The 19286-nt window shown below is 69.1% G+C and carries 12 protein-coding genes, 1 tRNA gene and 1 pseudogene; 9 read left to right on the top strand and 5 right to left on the bottom strand.

The window, feature by feature from the left end; genetic code table 11:
* Positions 1-201 precede the first annotated feature (201 nt).
* On the bottom strand, positions 202-2931 hold the full coding sequence (locus ABZT03_RS16625; RefSeq protein ID WP_356039536.1) for a DNRLRE domain-containing protein: 2730 nt from the start codon (positions 2929-2931) through the stop codon (positions 202-204).
* Positions 2932-3444: 513 nt separating this feature from the next.
* Here ABZT03_RS16625 and ABZT03_RS16620 point away from each other — a divergent pair.
* The 7 genes and pseudogenes from ABZT03_RS16620 to ABZT03_RS16590 form a co-directional block, all read left to right on the top strand.
* Positions 3445-4440, top strand: coding sequence for a LacI family DNA-binding transcriptional regulator (locus tag ABZT03_RS16620; protein WP_356039682.1), 996 nt, complete (start codon positions 3445-3447; stop codon positions 4438-4440).
* Positions 4441-4548: 108 nt separating this feature from the next.
* Entirely contained in the window at positions 4549-7515 is a 2967-nt protein-coding gene (locus ABZT03_RS16615) for a glycoside hydrolase family 2 TIM barrel-domain containing protein (RefSeq protein WP_356039533.1), read from the top strand.
* A 67-nt stretch (positions 7516-7582) separates the two neighbouring features.
* A complete protein-coding gene (locus ABZT03_RS16610) occupies positions 7583-8893 on the top strand; it encodes a sugar ABC transporter substrate-binding protein (RefSeq protein WP_356039530.1) in 1311 nt (436 codons plus the stop codon).
* A gap of 100 nt (positions 8894-8993) precedes the next feature.
* Entirely contained in the window at positions 8994-9974 is a 981-nt protein-coding gene (locus ABZT03_RS16605) for a sugar ABC transporter permease (RefSeq protein ID WP_356039527.1), read from the top strand.
* Positions 9971-10849 carry a carbohydrate ABC transporter permease gene (locus ABZT03_RS16600; RefSeq protein ID WP_356039524.1) on the top strand — a complete coding sequence of 293 codons (879 nt, stop codon included), beginning with the start codon at positions 9971-9973 and terminating at the stop codon, positions 10847-10849. The genes ABZT03_RS16605 and ABZT03_RS16600 overlap by 4 nt, the downstream gene beginning before the upstream one ends.
* A gap of 46 nt (positions 10850-10895) precedes the next feature.
* Complete coding sequence (locus tag ABZT03_RS16595; protein ID WP_356039522.1) at positions 10896-12395, top strand: alpha-N-arabinofuranosidase; 1500 nt, start codon at positions 10896-10898, stop codon at positions 12393-12395.
* 304 nt (positions 12396-12699) lie between these two features.
* A pseudogene (locus ABZT03_RS16590) lies at positions 12700-12798 on the top strand (WYL domain-containing protein); the annotation flags it as partial.
* A gap of 573 nt (positions 12799-13371) precedes the next feature.
* Here the strand turns inward: ABZT03_RS16590 and ABZT03_RS16585 are convergent.
* The 4 genes from ABZT03_RS16585 to ABZT03_RS16570 form a co-directional block, all read right to left on the bottom strand.
* A tRNA-OTHER gene (locus ABZT03_RS16585) sits at positions 13372-13448 on the bottom strand.
* A 267-nt stretch (positions 13449-13715) separates the two neighbouring features.
* Complete coding sequence (locus tag ABZT03_RS16580; RefSeq protein WP_356039519.1) at positions 13716-14507, bottom strand: hypothetical protein; 792 nt, start codon at positions 14505-14507, stop codon at positions 13716-13718.
* Positions 14508-14536: 29 nt separating this feature from the next.
* The gene (locus ABZT03_RS16575) at positions 14537-15124 is read right to left on the bottom strand and encodes an AMP-binding protein (protein ID WP_356039516.1); all 588 of its coding nucleotides are present in this window, start codon (positions 15122-15124) and stop codon (positions 14537-14539) included.
* A 76-nt stretch (positions 15125-15200) separates the two neighbouring features.
* Positions 15201-15986: a helix-turn-helix transcriptional regulator gene (locus ABZT03_RS16570; protein ID WP_356039513.1), complete on the bottom strand. Its 786-nt coding sequence runs from the start codon at positions 15984-15986 to the stop codon at positions 15201-15203.
* 204 nt (positions 15987-16190) lie between these two features.
* On the opposite strand from ABZT03_RS16570, the gene ABZT03_RS16565 reads away from it, so the two are divergent.
* The gene (locus tag ABZT03_RS16565; RefSeq protein ID WP_356039510.1) at positions 16191-17069 is read left to right on the top strand and encodes an NmrA/HSCARG family protein; all 879 of its coding nucleotides are present in this window, start codon (positions 16191-16193) and stop codon (positions 17067-17069) included.
* Between the two features lie 96 nt (positions 17070-17165).
* The gene (locus ABZT03_RS16560; RefSeq protein WP_356039507.1) at positions 17166-18065 is read left to right on the top strand and encodes an NADP-dependent oxidoreductase; all 900 of its coding nucleotides are present in this window, start codon (positions 17166-17168) and stop codon (positions 18063-18065) included.
* Positions 18066-19286: the final 1221 nt, after the last annotated feature.

Below are 19286 nucleotides of genomic sequence, written 5' to 3'. Positions count from 1 at the left end.
TCGCGGGTGATGTCGTTGATGCTGGTCGAGGTGATGGCCTCGTGCTCGTTTCGGGTGGGGGCACGGCGGACGACCTCGCGGCCGTTTTCGTCCAGGACGCCGACCAGGCGGACCAGATGAGGTCGTCCACAGCGGTGGACGGCGGAGACGGACGGTTGCGGCCGGCCTGCCCCCAAGGGGACGGACCGGCCGCGAAGGGGTCTACGGGGTCACGGTCACCCCGGGCGCCATTTCGGCGGTCCCCTTGGTGAGATTCCCGGAGCCGATGGCGCCTTCGGAGCTGACGAAGCGCAGCTCGTGGTTGGCGCCCCCCGCGTTGCCGACGGCGAGCAGGAGCGTGGACTGACCTGCCGTGTAGGCGTTCTGGACGAAGGAGGTGATGTCGACGGTGATGTCGCGGCCGTCGACGGGGTTGGTCTGATGGTTCCCGCCGCCCTCGGCGACGACGGTCGAACCGAGGTTGAAGGTGGCCGACTTGGCGACGGAGGAGGTCGTGGCGGTGAAGCTCGGCCGGTTCTGCCAGGTCATCGTGGAGACCGGGCAGGACGTACCGCCGCCGGTGCAGGTGGTGTCGGTGACGGGTTGCACGAGGAGTTGGTCGGTGTCAGTCGACGGGACCGTCGCATAGCGGTGGCCGACGTAGGTGAGATGGAGCGTCGCCTGGCTCGGTGCCCTGGTGAGGCTGTTGAGGGGGAACTGGATGTAGGAGAGCTTTCCGTCCCCGGATCCCGTGGTGTACTGCTCGCCCATCAGGCCGACGCCGGTGTTGCGGGTGATGAGGGTCAGGTCCGAGGAGTTGTTCTTGGTCTGGTCGCCGGTCCACGCACCCACATAGGTGTCGCCGTTGGTGAGGGCGCCGGCCCTGACGTTCTGGGTCTGGCCGTTCGCGTCCGTGTAGGTGGTGGTCAGCGTGCCGATCCCGCTCGGTGCCAGCGGGAACTGGCTGGAGTACTGGACGGGCTGGTTCGCGACGCTGAGGTTGTTCAGCGTCACGTTGGTGGCGCCGTTCAACGGGCTGCTCGTCTCCTGCTGCGAGAACCACACGTTGTCGAGCTTGAAGGTGCTGATCGGGGTCTTGGTGTACGTGTACGTGGTGCCCGAACCGTCGGGGTTGGGGGCGAACCCGTAGGTCGCCTGGTCGTCGGCGGTGATGGTCTGGATGGATCCGTTGCCGCCGTTGAGCCTGATCGGTCCCGACGGGTACCGGGAGGTGTCGAACGAGCTGTTCTTGATCACGATGCTCGAGATACGCGGGTACGGCTTGGGGCTGTTCTGCGTGAAGATGCCGCCGGCCCCCTGCGAGATGGAGTTGAAGTTGTCGAACGTGTAGTTGTTGAGTTTGTATCCCCACGAACTCCAGCCGATGCGGATCGAGTTGCCGGCTCCGGAGGACCAGCTCAGGGTGTCGCTGACCGAGATGTTCTTCGAGTCCGCGTTGTCCCAGTGGTAGCTGTCGAACCCGAGCTCGTCGGCGACGGCGTCGTGGGCGCCCACCGCGTTGGCATAGCCCTGGATGTCGGGGGTGGCGGTGCCGAGCGCGAAGTTGCCCCACACACTGGAGGACGTCGGGGTGAATCCGTCGCTGGGGTTGTAGTGGCCGGAGGCGAACGCGTCGTCGTTGCCGAGGGTGAAGACGCCGTTGGCGGTGATGTCCTGGCCGCTCGCGAAGTCCGTCCCGTCGATCCACGGCTGGGGGTACGGGGTGAGGCCCTTGATGTTGTTGAACGTCACCCTGTTGGCGCTGTGGGTCTCCCAGTTCCACTGCTTCGAGTCGCGCAGGTAGGTTTCGTTGAACGTGATGTCCGACGAGTGCATGACCATGACGCCGCCCTGGTGCACGCTGCGGTAGGCGTCGTGCGAGTCCATGCGGTAGTTCGCCACGCCGTTGCCGTCGTAGACACCGCGACCGTCGATCTCGATGTTGCTCGAGTTGATGATCCCGACCGCCGGCTCGAACGCCTCCATGTACCCCTGGATGCGGTTCTTCAGCAGGGCCCCTTCACCGGTGTAGATCTTCAGCTTGCCGCCCTTGAGCTTGCTGCCGTCCACACCGTTGACCAGGAGACCGGACGACATGTACGTGCCGTTCGGGAAGTAGAGCGTGTTGAGCGCCGTGGGGTTGGCCTTGATGGTGTCGATGGCGGCCTTCAGGGCGAACGTGACGTCGTCGGCGGCCATGATCCGCACATTCGGGTACCGCACATTGGTGCTGCTCGCGCTCACCAGGGTCCCGGCCGAGCTCTTCTGACCGGCGGGTATGGCGGTGCCGTTGACGGTCTTGCCGGCCATGGAGCTCGTCGTCGCCGCGGGAGCCTGCTGCGCCGTGCTGTTCGGGTGCGCCGCGAGGTACTTCGCCGCGAACTGCTGGAAGTTGAGGACACCGGTCTGCAGGTTGACGCCGGAACCGTCCGGTGCGCTCGCGGTGTTCGGACGCTGCGCCGGGTCCTCCAGAGGGTCGTTGATGACCGCCAGGTAGGGCTGTCCCGTCACGCTGGTCGAGTCGCCGTTGACCATCACGATCGCTTGGTTCAACCCGGCGTCGGCTGACATCTGGAACGTCAGGGTGTGTTTGTCCGCGCTCACCGAGATGCTGCTGGACGGGTAGTAGCGTTCCGGGTAGACGTGCACCGTGTCGATCGTGGTGCTGGGCAGCGTGACCGTGATCGTCGGTGTCCGGGAGTCCGACGCGAAGCGCGCGATGTCGAAGTTGTTGCGGTTCGCGGTGTACCGCACAGCCTGGACGGGCGTGCCGGCGACTTGCACCTGGTACTTGGTGGACGCCTGGTCCGGGGACGTCGTCGTATCGCCTCCCACACCCGTCGGCGCGTAGGTGTGGACGGTGGTGGCGGCTTGTGCGGGGACGGTGGTGGTGAGCATGAGGCTCGCCGCCGCAATGGTGGCGCCGGCAGCGGCCGCGATAATGCGTCTCACGCGCGAGCTGCGTCGCGCCGGGGCGCGGTTCGGTTCGGCGTCGCCGCCGGCCGGTCTGATCATGTCTGTCTCTCCTCAGGACGAGACCTCTCCAGGTCTGTTCAGGCGCTCGCCGCCTGCTGGAGACGGCGCGGAGCATTCGCGATGCCTGCGGCCGGACCGCAGATGTTGGGGGCCGTCGCGGCCGAGAGGACCAGCCCGACGCACCGAGCGCGGGAGCGCGAGGTGACATCGAGGGTTGTTGCGCGCGGCGGGCCAGGGGGACACCCACCACATTGACCGATCCATGAGATCGGCGTGGCGGGGACGTTACTGCCGCATTTCCAGAACCGTCAATGCTCCGCGCACCTCAAGTCGCGGAAACAGTCATGACCCGTTCATGACGCCCTCACCGTGCTCCGTAACGGCTGCATCAGGCCGCGGGGCGAAGTCTTGCCCTCCTGCGACAGCCGCCCTACGCTGACGCCACTTTCGTGGATCGATAAAAGTTTCGGGGAGGCCTACGTGGTGACAATGGCGGATGTGGCCGCGAGAGCGGGAGTCACCAAGCAGACCGTCTCCAACGTGGTTTCGGGCAAGAAGGTACGGCCGGAGACCCTGGCGAAGGTGAACAAGGCGATCGCCGACCTCGGCTACAAGCCGAACTTGGTGGCGCGCTCACTGAGGACCGGCAGCACGTCGACGGTGGGGCTGTTCGTGCCGTCGGTGGCCAACCCGTTCTATTCGGAAGTGGTCGAGGAGGTGGAGAACGTGCTGGTCGGACACGGGTACAACCTGCTGCTGGCCACCACGCGCGACGATCCCGACTACACCCGGGCCCACCTGGAGAACCTCACCGCGCGCTCGGTGGACGCGCTGCTGGTCGCCTGTGACAACGGCGTCGCACAGCAGCTGCCGATGCTCGTCGAGGCCGCCTTCCCGGTCGCGCTGTTCGCCTGGGAGGGAGACCCGCCGACCACCCTGCCGGTGGTGTCCATCGACTACGAGCACGCCGGGTTCCTGGCCGGGCGCTACCTGAGGGATCTCGGCCACCGGAACGTCGCGGTGATCGCCGATCTCCCCGCGCACACGCCGCGCGTGGCCGGGTTGCGCCGGGCGTTCGCCGACGACGGGCTGGCCATCGCCGACCACAAGGTGTTCGCCTGCACCAGGGACGATGCCGTCGGCGGGTTCGACGCGGGCCGTGCGGCGCTGGAGGCGGATCCGGATGTGACGGCGATCTTCGCCACCCACGACATCCTGGCCGTAGGTGCCGTCGAGGCGGTGGTCCGGTCCGGGCGGCAGGTCCCCAGCGACGTCAGCGTCGTCGGCTTCGACGACATCGCCCAGGTCGGACAGATCCAGCCGGCGCTGACCACGGTCACCGTCCCGAAGCGGGAAATGGCCCAGCAGGCCGTCGAGCTGCTGCTGCGGGCCGTCGACTCCGGCCGGCCGCCGACCAACGTTTTCACGCAGCTGCGCCCGACGCTGACCATCCGGGACAGCAGCGCCCCTCCCCGGGCGACCTGACAGCACCTGGCACCGCTCGACCTGCGCGTCACCCCATGAGTCGACGGCACGGTCCTGCCGGGCCGGCTTCCGCCAACGCTACGAGTCCGACAGAAAGCACCTCCACTGATGAACGACCTCGACCCCGACGCCTACGTCGAAAACCGGTCGCCGGGCACCGGACGGCTGCGGCCACGCGCCGCGTTCACTTCCGATCTGCCCACGATCGCGCTCGACGGCGACTGGAGATTCCGGCTGGCGTCAGGGCTGGACGATCTCACCGGTGACCTCGCCGCGCCGGACTTCGACGACACCGCCTGGGACCTGCTGGCCGTACCGTCCTGCTGGCAGATGACCGGCCTGCCCGGCGAGCCGCGCTACGGTGCCCCCGCCTACACCAACATCCTGTACCCGTTCCCGGTCGACCCGCCGCGGGTGCCCCGGGAGAACCCGACCGGCGAGTACCGCCGCGAGTTCGACGTACCGGACGGGTTCCCGGCATCGGCCGCGGTGCTCCGGTTCGAGGGCGTCGACTCCGCGTTCGCGGTGTGGCTCAACGGGATCCGGCTCGGCGACGGCAAGGGCAGCCGGCTGACCACCGAGTTCGACGTCTCCGCTGCTCTACGGCCCGGCCGGAACGTACTCGCGGTGCGCGTGCACCAGTGGTCGTCCGGCAGCTACCTGGAAGACCAGGACATGTGGTGGCTGTCCGGGATCTTCCGGTCGGTGTCCGTGGCCGCCCGTGGCGTCGAGGACTTCTTCGTCCACGCCGCCTACGATCACACGACGGGGCAGGGCACCCTGGCCGTCGACGTCACCGCCCCCGCCCGGGTGTCCCTGTCGGTGCCCGAGCTCGGCATATCCGCCGCCGATCCGGCCGGCCCGCACGTGATCGACGGCATCGAGCCCTGGTCGGACGAGCGGCCGCGCCTGTACACGGGGGAACTGGTCTCCGAAGCCGGGGAGCGGATACCGCTGCGCATCGGCTTCCGCACCGTGGCCGTCGTGGACGGCGTCCTGACCGTCAACGGCAGGCCGATCTCCCTGCGGGGCGTCAACCGCCACGAATGGCATCCGCTGACGGGGCGAACCCTGACCGAGGACACCATGGTGACCGACGTGCTGCTCATGAAGCAGCACAACATCAACGCGGTGCGCACCAGCCACTACCCACCCGACCACCGTTTCCTGGACCTGTGCGACGAGCACGGCCTGTGGGTGTTCTGCGAGGGCGACCTCGAGACGCACGGCTTCGAACCGGGCGGCTGGCGGCGCAACCCCAGCGACGACCCCGCCTGGCGCGATGCCTACCTGGACCGGGCCGCGCGGCTGGTGGAACGCGACAAGAACCACCCCTCGGTCATCGTCTGGTCGCTGGGGAACGAGTCCGGCACCGGAGCCAACCTGGCCGCCTCGGCCGCTTGGATCCGACAGCGCGACGACAGCCGCCTGATCCACTACGAGGGCGACTGGGCGAGCTGTGCGTACGTCGACCTGTACTCCCGCATGTACATCGGTGTGGCCGAGCTGTCCGCCGTGGGACGCGGCCAGGAGGCACCGACGGCTGATCCGGCCGACGACGCACACCGCCGCGCCCTGCCGGCCGTGCTGTGCGAGTACGGACACGCCATGGGCACCGGCCCCGGTGGGCTGTCCGAGTACCAGCAGGTCATCGAGGCACATCCGCGCCTGGCCGGTGGATTCATCTGGGAGTGGATCGACCACGGGATCGTCCGGCTCACCGGGCAGGAGGACCCCCAGTCGTTCTACGCCTACGGCGGCGACTTCGGCGAGGAGGTCCACGACGGCAATTTCGTCGCCGACGGGCTGCTCTTCCCCGACCGCACGCCGTCCCCGGGCCTGGTCGAGTACAAGAAGGTCGTCGAGCCGGTCCGGATCCGCATCGACCCGGCGACTCGGCGGATCGACGTGCACAACCTGCACCACGTCCGCGACAGCGGCTACCTGGACTTCCGGTGGACCGTCGAGGACGGCGGCGAGCCGATGGGCTCCGGCGGCCTGACCGTGCCCGCGACCGCTCCGGGTACGACGACGACCGTCGAATGGCCCGCCGACGTCACCGCCGCGCTCGACGCGGCGCGCAAGAACGACTCCGGCCACGAGGTGTGGCTGACCGTGACCGCGGTGCTCGCCGCCGACGAGACCTGGGCCGAGGCCGGCCACGAGATCGCCTGGGGCCAGGGGCTGGTCGTGGCTCCGGCCGCCGCACCCGTCCCTTTCACGCCGGCGCCGGCGATCGCCCACGACGGGTACATCGCACTGGGTCCCGCGCGGTTCGACGCCCGCAGCGGGGCGCTGATACGGCTCGGCGACCTGGAGCTCGACGGTCCGAGGCTGGACGTCTGGCGGGCCCCGCTCGACAACGACCTGCTCAGCGCCTTCGGGGTGCCGCAGGCCGACGCCTGGTTCGCCGCCGGACTGTACCGGATGCGCCACGACGTCCTGAGTGTCGAGCCCGACGTGTCGGGACTCACGGTCATCGCCCGCCTCGCCGCCGCGGGGTCCTCGTCCGGCCTCGGCGTGGTCTACCACTGGACGGCCTGCGACACACCGCATGCGGACCAGGCCCGGCTCCGGCTGGAAGCCGTCGTCACCCCCGACGGCCCGTGGCCGATGCCGCTGCCCCGACTGGGTGTCGCGATGTCGCTGCCCGGCACCGACGCCGACGTCGAGTGGTTCGGCCCCGGTCCCGGCGAGGCGTACCGCGACTCCCGCGCCGCGGCTCGCGTCGGCCGCCACCGGTCGACCGTCTCGGCGATGCAGATCCCTCAGGTCCGCCCGCAGGAGAACGGCAACCGCCACCAAGTCCGCCGCGCCAGGATCACCACCCCGGACGGCACCCTGCTCATCACCGGCGACCCGGTCATCGACCTGACCGTTCGCCCCTGGAGCACCGAAGCCCTGGCTGCCGCGGCCCACCAGCACGACCTGGTCCGCGACGGCCGACTCCATCTGCACCTCGACCACGCCCACCACGGTCTGGGCAGCGCGGCCTGCGGTCCGGGCCCGTCGGCACCGGACGTCCTGGCCGCGGTCACCACCGCATTCGGCGTGGAGTTCGGCACCAGCCGGTAGGCGGGCCTTGCCCGCCCGCCCACCGGCCATCCAGCAAGTACGCCCCTGTCACAGAAGGTTTCCTCACATGAACAGCACCACCATACGCACCCGCAGACTCCTGACGATCACCACCGCGGCACTCCTCGTGGCCGGCCTCGGCGCGTGCAGCAGCAGCAAGGACACCTCCGACAACTCCGAGCAGAGCCAGGCCGGGCCGGTGAAGATGGAGTTCTGGGGCTGGGCCGGCTACGAGAAGATCGTCGACCAGTGGAACGCCTCCCACCCGAACGCCAAGGTCACCTTCAAGAAGATTCCGTCGGGCGGCACGGGCGGCTACACCCAGATCAGCAACGCGATCACCGCCGGCGAGGGCCCGTGCCTGGCCCAGATCGAGTACCAGGCCATCCCGTCCATGCTCGTGAAGAACACGGTCATGGACATCACGAAGTACGCGAGCGCCGACATGGCCAAGTACGCCCCGTCGGCGGTCTCCTCCTCCAGCGTCGGCGGCAAGATCTACGGCGTCCCGGTGGACGTCGGCCCGATGGTCCTCTTCTACCGCAGCGACCTGTTCGCCAAGTACGGCATCACCAAGCCGCCGGCCACCTGGGCCGAGTACAAGGCCGACGCCGAGAAGGTCGCCGCCGCCGATCCGAGCGTGAAGTTCGGCAACGCGCCCAGCGAGGGCAACGATCTGGCGGCCTACACCCTGCAGACCGGTCAGTCCTGGTACTCGGTCAAGGGAGACAGCTGGACCGTCAGCATCGACAACCCCGGCACCCGCAAGGTCGCCGAATTCTGGCAGGACCTGAAGGACAAGGGCCTGGTGCAGAAGTCCGGCAACGCCTGGGACCCGAAGTTCGACAAGGCCGCCACCGCAGGCAAGGTGCTGACGTTCGTCAACGCGTCCTGGGCCGCCGGCGGCCTGAAGTCGGACCTGAAGGGCCTGTCCGGCAAGTGGCGGGTCGCCCCGATGCCGACCTGGGCGGCCGGCGACGGCAAGAGCTCCAGCAACGGCGGCTCGGCCACCTCGGTGATGAGCGGGTGCAAGTCGCCCCGCGAAGCCGTGCAGTTCGCCGATTTCCTGTCCAGTGACCCGCAGGCCGTGAAGACGGCCATCGCAAGCGGGCTGTACCCGGCGTCGAAGGCCGGTCAGCAAGACCCGTCGCTCACGGGGGGTGACCCGTACTTCGGCGGCCAGAAGGTCGGTGACGTGTTCAAGGCCTCCGCCGCACAGGTGCCCAGCACCTGGAAGAACGGCCCGACCTATCAGCAGGTCCAGACGGACCTCACCGGCGCCATGGGCAAGGGCACCCTGCCGGACGCGGTCACCGAGGTCCAGGCCTCGACGCTCGCCGCGATCAAGAAGCTCGGACTGTCGGTGACCAACGGCTGAGGCAGCGGGACTCCAGCCGCCCCGAAGAGTTCCCGCGGCCGCCGGTACCCGGCGCCGCGGGGACCCGCTCCCTGACGACGAACCGCCCAGCGAGGTTTCCATGAGCAGTCCCAGCAGCACCGACACCGCGTCACCGCCGCGGTCCGTGCCCGCGGTCACCCCCCGCAACTCCCCTGCCGGTCGGCGTCGGCGCGCAGGCCGCCGTACCGCGTTGACCGCGTCGGGTTTCCTGGCGCCGTTCGCGGTGCTCTTCCTGACCATGATGGTCGCGCCGATCTGTTACGCGATCTACCAGAGCTTCTTCACCGTCCACCGCAGCGGGCTGTTCGGCGGTGCGCAGTCCACGGAGTTCGCGGGACTGTCCAACTACGTCGCCGCCTTCAGCGACCACGACTTCACCGCGTCGATCGTCCGGGTCGTGCTGCTGGGCTGCGTCCAGGTCCCGGTCATGCTCGGCCTGGCCCTTCTGGTCGCGCTCCTGCTCGACTCCCGCTCGGCCCGGCTGCGGAAGACCTACCGGCTCACATTCTTCCTGCCCTACGCGCTGCCGGGTGCGATCGCCGCGTTGATGTGGTCCTTCCTCCTGGCGAAAGACCTCTCGCCGTTCACCGGACCGCTGTCCCACCTCGGGATCGACGTCGACTTCCTGTCGCCGTCGTGGGTCCCGTTCTCGATCGGGAACATGATCACGTGGGGCTGGACCGGCTACAACATGCTGATCATCTACTCCGCGCTGCAGACGATCCCGGCGGAGGTGATGGAGGCCGCCGCGCTCGACGGCTGCACCGGATGGCGCCTGGCGTGGGCGGTGAAGATCCCGCTGGTACGTCCCGCGCTGGTGCTGACCACGATCTTCTCCATCATCGGGACGGCGCAGCTGTACACCGAGCCGGCGGTGCTGGTCAGTGCGCGCATCCCGGGCGTCGACCCGAAGTTCTCCCCGATCATGAACGCGACCCTGGGCATGGACGTGGGCGGCCAGAACCTGGCCGCCGCCCAGTCCGTCGTGCTCGCGGTGATCACCCTCGTGCTCTCGTTCGGCTTTCTCAAGTACAACCAGCGCAAGGGAGCGATGGCATGAGCGTGATCTCGGTCGGCCGACCGACCCGACCGGCCCGCCGCGGCACGGACATGGCGAGCAAGGTCGTCGTCAACGGCATGCTGGGCCTGATGGCCCTGTACACGCTGATCCCGCTGTGGTGGCTGTTCGTCTCCTCGACCAAGGCCTCGGGCTACCTCTACACCGGTACGCCGCTGTGGTTCTCCCACTTCGACCTGGTCACCAACGTCAGAGACGTGTTCAGCTTCGAGGGCGGCATCTACCCCACCTGGCTCGCCAACAGCGCGCTGTACAGCTTCGTCGGCGCCACCGTCGGCACCCTGCTGTCCGCGATGGGCGGCTACGCGCTGTCCAAGTTCAGCTTCCGCGGCCGGGAAAGCGTGTTCAACGTCATCCTCGCCTCGGTTCTCATCCCGGCGCCGATGTTCGCCCTGCCGTTGTTCCTGCTCATGGCCAAGCTCGACATCACCAACTCCTACTGGTCGGTGCTGCTGCCCAGCTGTGTCAGCCCGTTCGGCGTCTACCTGTGCCGGATCTTCGCCGCGGCGTCCGTCCCGGACGAACTCCTTGAGGCCGCACGGCTCGACGGAGCAGGCGAACAGCGCACCTTCTTCCGGATCGCCCTGCCGCTGATGTCCCCGGCACTGGTGACCGTCTTCCTGTTCCAGTTCGTCGGCATCTGGAACAACTACCTGCTGCCCTCGCTCATGCTCAACACCCCCTCACTGCAGCCCGTCACGGTGGGCCTGGTGCAGTGGCGCGCGGAGTTCGCCAGCGGAGTGCCGCCGTTGCTGCCGATCACCGGTGCGTTCCTGTCGCTGATCCCCCTGCTCGTCGCCTTCATCAGCCTCCAGCGGTTCTGGCGCAAGGGCCTGACCGCAGGCGCCGTCAAATAGCACGTCCGCTGCCCACCCCCGTCCCGCACTGCAAAGGACTACCGCATTGCCCCGCGCCCACATCGAACTCGACAGGCGGGCCGTCATCGCTCCCGTCCGGCGCCGCACCTTCGGCTCGTTCGTCGAACACCTCGGCCGCTGCGTGTACACCGGGCTCTACGAGCCGGAACACCCGAGCGCGAACGACGACGGGTTCCGTATGGACGTCGTCGCGCTCGTCAGGGAGCTCGGAAGCACGGCCATCCGCTACCCGGGCGGCAACTTCGTCTCCGGGTTCCGATGGGAGGACTCGGTCGGCCCGCGTGACAAGCGTCCGGTGCGCCGCGACCTCGCCTGGCACTCGCTGGAGTCGAACCAGGTCGGCCTGGACGATTTCGCCCGCTGGCTCAAGCTAACCGACTCCGAACTGATGCTCGCGGTGAACCTCGGCACGCGGGGCATCCAGTCCGCCCTGGACCTGCTCGAGTACGCCAACCACCCCTCGGGTACGGCGCTGTCGGACCTGCGTGTCGCCAACGGCACGCCCACGCCGCACAACGTGCGCATGTGGTGCCTCGGCAACGAGATGGACGGGCCGTGGCAGACCGGCTTCATGACGGCCGACGACTACGGCAAGATCGCCGCCCGTACCGCCGCCGCGATGAAGATGGCCGACAAGGACCTCGAACTCGTCGCCTGCGGCTCCTCCGGGTCCGGCATGCCGACCTTCGGCGACTGGGAACGCACGGTGCTGGAGCACACCTACGACCACGTCGACTACGTCTCCTGCCACGCCTACTACCAGGAGCACGACGGCGACCTCGGCTCCTTCCTCGCCTCGGCGACCGACATGGACTACTTCCTCGACACCGTCGTCGCGACCGCCGACCACGTGGGGTACAAGAAGCGCTCCAAGAAGAAGATCAACATCTCGTTCGACGAGTGGAACGTCTGGTACCAGAAGGAGCACCACGAGTCCGACGAGGTCAACGACGAGTGGCGGCACGCCCCCCGGCAGCTGGAGGACGTCTACTCGGTGGCGGACGCCGTCGTCGTCGGCAACCTGCTGATGACGCTGCTCAAGCACAGCGACCGCGTCACCTCGGCCTCGCTCGCGCAACTGGTCAACGTGATCGCGCCGATCATGACCGAGCCCGGCGGCCCCGCCTGGCGGCAGACCACCTTCCACCCGTTCTCGATCACGAGCCGGCTCGCCTCCGGCGAGGTGATCCGGCCCCTGATCCAGGCACCGGTGTACGACACCGCACGCCACGGTGAGGCATCCGTCATCGACGCCGTCGCCACCGTCGACGAGGACCGGGCCGCGGTCTTCCTCGTCAACCGTGACCTGCACGAACCCGCGCGGGTCACGATCGACGTCCGGGGCCTTTGCTCGACGCACATCACCGAGGCGGTCACGCTCGCCGACGCCGACGTGTACGCCAGGAACACACTCGCGGAGCAGAACCGCGTGGTCCCGGCCCCGAACACGACCGCGAAGCTCGCCGACGGCGTGCTCACCGTCGAACTGCCACCGGTGTCGTGGACCGCCATCGCGCTTGGCTGAGTACCGCGACCGTTGACGGCGTCCAAGGACTGGCCCCTGACGGCTCTGGGCCATGCGCGGGTAGCACGCCCTGCCCTGGGCCGGCCTCAGGGATGATGGGATCACGGATCCAGTGCTGCACCAACGCTCCCGTGTGGCCGACCGGTTGGGCGCGTTCGCCGAGTTCGTCGTGCACACCCCTCAAGGGTCAGGTGATCCGGTGTCGGCCGAGGTGTTGCTGGAGCTGGCGGTTGTCTGCCGTCTCCGCAACTGAATGCAGTTGATGTACCGCGACATGGCGGGGCGCGGCAGCAGCCGTGCGGCCGATCCCTAGCGGCTCGTCCGCACCCGCAACCGCTGGTATCTGGTCGCGCTCGACGTCGAGCGTCGGCAGTGGCGTACCTTCCAGGTGGACCGGGTGGTGGAAGCTCGGCCACGGGGCAGCCAGTGCGGATCGAGAATCCACCGGACGCCGCGCGCATGGTGGCCGACATGCTGACCAGTGTGGCCGGCCAGTTCGGGGTCGGCCGCCACGTCGGCTGTCGCGCGGATGAACGTCGGCGAGCACCCTCGGCGCGATGGCGGCCGCCAGGCAACTCCGCGGTGCGATCTGAGACCGTTTTCAGTAGGGACCATTTCTCCCCCAAGCCAACCGGCTACGTCGGTACGGCACGATCCAGACGAGCCCAGTTGCCACCACACGGCGCCCACTCCGGCCACGCCCCTCTGCAGAGGGGATGACTCCGCACCGGAGTGCCCCCTTCCGGTTTCTCGCGTCCAGCCAACGTCCAGAATCCAGTGCCCAGCCAGCCGCAGGAGCCATGTTCCGCAACTTCAACCGCTGCGAACTGGAACATCTGCGCAGGTCAGGGACATCCGCACGCCCGACACCGGCAGCGAGGCCGAACTCACGCGCAGCGGATTCAGTCCGCTCAAGCAAAGTTGACGATCCGACAGGACAAATTGAACGTTTCCGCAGGTCAGAGTCCTACACAGGTGGGGCGGGTGGGACTCGAACCCACGGCCGACGGATTATGAGTCCATTCAGGATCTTGGCGGCCCTTGCGTCTCTACGCCGATCCAAGGCGTTCTTGCAGGTTAGACGCGCTCTTCAGCGCTGGGATCAGCTGATCTTTGTCGGTCTGTTCCTGTCCTTGTGTCCTCAACGCGTCCTCACACAGCCATTTAAGGGAGGTCTTCCCCGTGGTGTGCCTGCGGCCGGCGATCCGCGCCCGTGCGACGAGCCCGTTCTCGCGAGCCGACCGGAGCCGAATGCGGGCGGCAGGTTCCGGGAGCCGCGCAGACGTGGGAACCGTGGGCAGAGGGCAGGGGCGGGCCCGATCAGTTGGCCGAGGTGTTCCGTGCCATCTCGGCTGCCTCGGTGATGGCACGTTGTCTGAGATCGCCGAACAGCTGCATCGTGACGGCGGCCAGGACGTCGTCCGCTCCAACAGTCCGCCCGTCCCCGCGGCGGGTGGACAGGGCGAGGAGGGGGTCCTTGAGCAGCGGGGCCGGGGCCGGGGCCGGCTCGCCCGGCACCACCGGACTGACCGTCCCGAACCGCTTGACCCCGCCCTCGCGGACGACCTTGGCCGCGTCCCGGGCCAGGGCCGTCAGGAACACGCTCGCGATTCCGTCCAGGTCGCGGACCATCGCCGGGACCGCCCTCACCCCCCGGCTCCCCAGCAGCCTTCTCACCCCGGCCTCGAACCGGTGGGCGCCGGCCACACCACTCGGTGTACGCGCCCCGCGGCGCTCACGAAGAGACACGAGCGCACCATCGGCGTTGCGCACCTCGCCCATCAGGCCGTGGAAGGTCGGGCTGTGCAGGTACCACGCCGATCCCACCTCCACCTCGATGTTCCGGTCGATCGCCGAGATGAGGTCCTTGGGAATCAGCCTCGTCCTGGCCTCCTCGACCGCCGCGTTTTTCGCGCCGTCGATGATCTCCGTCAGCAGGGTCAGCGTCACCGACGCGGCGGCCCACGCGGCCGGCCGGGAGATGTGCAACGAGGTCACGTCCCTGAACACCGCTTTGACGAGCTGAGGCTTGAACGGCAGGTCGGTCACGACGGAAGCGGTCTGCGGACCGCTGCGCTCGGTGCGCTCGGTGCGCAGGAGTTGTGTGGTCATCGAAGAATTACTTTCTGCTGTCGGAGGTGTCAGTGGCCCATGCCGCACCGGGCGGCGAGACCACAAAGCTCTGCGGAGAGCGCCGAGCCGGCACAGGGCAGGCTGCGCCCGGCATTGCCGCGGGCATCCTCGCCCCGGCCCTCCTGCTCGCCACCCCGTCCTTCGCCGCCACGGCGGCACCGACCGCGGTGACGGTGCCCGCGGTGTCCCCGACCGCGGACGAGCCGGACGCCGACGAGAGGCGCCGACACCACCAGCACGGCTGCCTCTGCGTCCTCGCAGACCACGATTTGGTCCGGCATCGAGGCCAGGGCCTGGAGTCCCGTGAAGCGCCCTCCGAGGAGGTACGTCGCAGCCTGCACGATCCAGGACTCAGGCGTGTTCGGGCTGAGCATGGTGACGCCCACCCCCAGGCCAACGCCGCGCCGACTGAGCGCACCCATGTACTGCGAGACCAGGTCCCGCACCTGGGCGTAGGTCAGTCGCCGGTCGCCCGCGACGAACGCCTCCGACGAGCTGTGCCGCGTCAGCGACTGGACGATGAGGTCGCTCAGCGTCGCACCGGCCGAGGCCGCCGATGCCGGCGAGGAGCTCTGGGTGATGGCGGAGGGAGTCACCCTTCCAGCGTGGGCTCCCACACCATTGGGCTGCCACCGATGTTCCGCCAGGAACTACGGCTACCCCGCCAGCCTCTCACCCATGGGCGCTGCGGGAGGACCGAGCCGACGAGCGATAGCCCCCCGGTGTCTGACCGACCAGCTCGGTGAAGGCGTCGATGAAGCTGCTGGGGTTCGACCAGCCCAGCCGGATCGCCGTGTCGGTGACCGAGGCGCCGTCGCTGAGCTCGATCAGCGCCCGTTGAATGCGCAGCAGGGTGCGCCACTGACGGAAGCTCATCGACAGCTCGCTGCCGAACAGTCGGCTCAGGGTGCGTTCGCTGGCGCCCGTGCGGTGGCCCAGCTCGGCCAGGGTCGCCGGGCTTGCTGGGTCCATGTGAAGCAGGTCGGTGACCGCCTTGAGACGCCGGTCGATCGGCTCCGGGAGGCGCAGCGGCTCCTGTGCGGTGCGGGCGAGCTCGGCGAGTACGACGTCGATCAGCAGCCGCGCACGGGGGCTCTCCAGCGGCTCTCCCTCGCTCATCAGCGCCAGATAGGCCTCGCGCAGCAACGCGCTCGCCACGAAGACCGACGGCTCGGCCGGCAGCTGTCCGGTCAGCGTCACGGGCAGCGACAGCACCCGGATGTCCGTCTCGCCGTACGCCTTGCTGCTGTGCACCGCGAAGGGCGGCACCCACATGATCCGACTGGCCGGCGCCACCCAGGTGCCCACCTGGGTCGCTGTGACCAGGGCCCCACGCGCGGCGTAGCGGAGCTGACCGTAGTCGTGGAAGTGCGCGGCCACGTCGGCGCCATGGGCCAGCGGCGCCGACAACGGCGCATCGTCGGTGCAGAAGCTCGGCTCGCCGCTGGGGTCGGACACGCGATCGAGGCTACCCGACACTGGCGGGTTATCGGGAGAACCTGGCGCGATACCGGTGGTGAGCCTGGCGCCGCAGACGCATCGTGGAGACATGTCACAACAGATCAAGCTCGAGGACGCCGCGCCCGCGTCGTCCTCCCCCCACCGCCGAGGTCAACACCGGACTCGTGCTCTCGCTTACGCCCTGAGTGAAGGGTGGCAGCGATGAGCACACAGACGACCGGCACGATCGCAGTCTTCGGCGCGACGGGGCAACAGGGCGGGGCGGTGGTCGACGCGCTGCTGGACCACAAGGCCACGGTGCGGGCCCTGGTCCGCAACCCGCAATCCGACCGGGCTCAGGCGCTGGCCGCCCGCGGCGTCGAGCTGGCGGCCATCCGGACCGACGACCCGGCGTCGCTGGCCGCCGCGCTGACGGCGGTCGAGGCGTTCTCCTTCATGACCCCGGAAGCGAACAACCTCGAAGAGGTCGAGACGGAGATCCGCATCGGCACCGCGCTCGTCGACGCGGCGGTCGCGGCACGCGTCCCGCTCGTCGTGTTCAACTCGGTCTTCGGCGCGGACCGGGAGCGGGGTGTGCCGCACCATGACTCGAAGCACTCGATCGAGGAGCACCTGAGGAAGTCCGGCCTCAGGGCCGCGATGGTTCGCCCGACCCCCTTCATGGAGGAGATGGCACCGAGCCTGGAGCACGGAGAGATCGTGCTGAGGCTGCCGCTGCCGGAGGACGTCGCCCTGAAGATGATCTCGGTCAGGGACGTCGGCCGGGTCGCCGCCGCGCTCCTGCTCGACACCGCGGAGGCACCCGGCGGAGCCGTCGAGCTCGTCGGCGACGAGCTGACGGGCCCTCAGATCGCCGCGGCGTTCGGCGCGCGCGCCGGGCTCCCGGCACGTTACGAGGCCCTCCCGTTGAGCGTGCTTCCCAGCGACCTCGACAGGGCGATGTTCCGCCAGTTCGCGAAGGCGGCGGAACACCCGTCGGATCTTGCGGTGGTGCGGGCGATCGAGCCGGCCACCCTCGACCTGGCCGAGTGGATCCGATCCACCGGCTGGACCGCGCCCACAAACGTGGCTGGTTCCTGAGCCTCCGAGCCGGAACTAGTCGAAGTGCCGGTGCGGCCGCCACCGGTCCCGGCCAAGTTGATCTTTCACCTAGAGCGACGAGCACTGGAGCAGGACATGAAGGCGATCACCTACACCGAGTTCGGGGGCCCGGAAGTCCTCCGCCTCGAAGAGGTCGACGAGCCGCACGCCGGACCCGGGCAGGTGCGGCTGAAGGTCGCGGCGGCAGGGGTCAACCCGCTCGACTCCAAGATCCGCAACGGGTGGAGGCCGCAAATCGCCCCGCCGTTCCCGGTGATCCCCGGCGTGGAGGCGGCCGGCGTCGTCGACGAGGTCGGCGAAGGCGTGACCGGCGTCGCGGTGGGTGACGAGGTCCTGGGCTGGACCGTCACCGGCGCATACGCCGAGCACGCGCTGGCCGTCGACTTCGGCCCGAAGCCCGCGGACCTCGACTGGGACCTCGCCGCGGCACTGCCCGTCGCCGTCGAGACCTCGGTCCGCGTGCTCGACGCCCTCGGCGTCGGGGAAGGCGACACGCTCCTGCTGCACGGAGCCGCGGGCGTGGCCGGCGCCGTCGGTGTTCAGCTCGCGGTCACCCGCGGCGCCACGGTCATCGGCACCGCCTCCCCCGGCAACCACGACTACCTGCGCTTGCTGGGCGCGATCCCGGTCGCCTACGGCGCCGGCCTCGCCGACCGGGTCCGCGAGGCCGCACCGCAGGGCATCGACGCCGTGTACGACGCCGCGGGGGCAGGCGACCTGGAGGTGTCGATCGACCTGCGCGGCGGCACCGACCGGATCATCACCATCGCCGATCTGAAGGCCGCCGAGCTGGGCGTCACCTTCTCCGGCCCCGGCGCCCCGTTCGGTTCCCGCCTCGGCGAGTACGCCCGCCTCGCAGCCGACGGCAAGCTCACGGTGCGCATCGCGCAGAGCCTTCTGCTGGAGGACGCCGCGAAGGCGCAGGAGCTGAGCGCGAGCGGTCACGCCGCCGGGAAGCTCGTCCTGCGGCCGTAGCTCAGCGCCCGGCCGGCTGGGGAGGCACGACGGCAGCGCACCGGCCAGCCGCCACGGTCCTGGCGAACCCGGCCAGCTCGTCCGCCTCCACCGGTCCTGCCTGCCGCACGGCCTCGAACAGGACACGCCGCCCGCTGTAGTGCTCCTCTCCTCCACGTGCGCGACCAACGCCGATAGCAGCGGCTGGCGTTGCCTGACCCGGTCGGCGGTGCGTTCGTTGATCCGGCGCCGCCGCGCCCCGAACCCCCGCAGGTCCGCCGGCGGGATCGGACACGGCGCGGCCCAGCGCGCCCACCGCTGGGGTTCCTCCAATGCCCAGCTCTGGATGTCCATGTAGAACGCGCGGACCGGCAGCAGCACGCCGGTACCGCCGTCGACCCGTGGTTTGCCGTCCTTGCGCAGCCGGATGGCCTCGCGCCACTGGTCGTAGACTTCCTGCGGCAGGTTCCCAGCCCTTCGCGGGGGACGTAGTCAGTGTCACCTTCCCGGCGCACGATCACCGAGGGCCTGAACGTGATCTCTGCCCTGCTGCTATTTACGCGTCAGAGGCACGCGTGGTGGGGCGGGTGGGACTCGAACCCACGGCTGGCGGTTTATGAGTGGGCGGTTCGTGATTCTTTGAGGGGTTCTGGCGTCGCCTGATGGTGTGAGCTACCAGGGCAATGAGGGGCCGGCGAGGACGGCGCCGGAGCCGCGTTCGAGGTCGTGATGATCGGCCTGCGCCACCAGCAGACGTCTTCCATGGCATGGCACCGCTCGCCGGCCTTCAACTCCGGTTCGTCGCGTCTGCGGCCGTCCGGCAAACAGCCGATGATCACGGCCTCCCCCGGGCCCGGCGCCAACATCCGCACCACGGCGCTGAGCGACGGCGGCATGACAGCCGCATGGCTCAGCAGACAGGCCGGGCTGTTTTCTGTTCGGGCAGTTTCCGCGCCCTGGCGCGCACCAGCTCCTCACGCCCTGCTCCGACGCGATCGAGCTCCCCAGAGTTGAGTCCGAACCCGGTCAGCACGGAGCTCCTCGGGCGGCCGGCCAGAGCCCACGGGGACTGGTCAGCAGACCTCACCGAAACCCTGCGTCCCCAACACGTCCCCAAAATCACGAAAGCGAAGCCGAGGAGACGCTGCCAGCTCGTGACGTTGCTGAGGCACAAGTCCTGATCATCAGCATTGCCGCAGGTCAGCGCGATGTCTGCTCAGCGAGGGAGCGAGAGCCTCGCCC

The sequence above is a fragment of the Streptomyces sp. NPDC005574 genome, from assembly GCF_040605435.1.
Lineage (GTDB): Bacteria > Actinomycetota > Actinomycetes > Streptomycetales > Streptomycetaceae > Streptomyces.
Note: the sequence above shows the minus strand (reverse complement) of the source record. Positions and strands in the feature narration are given on the sequence as shown.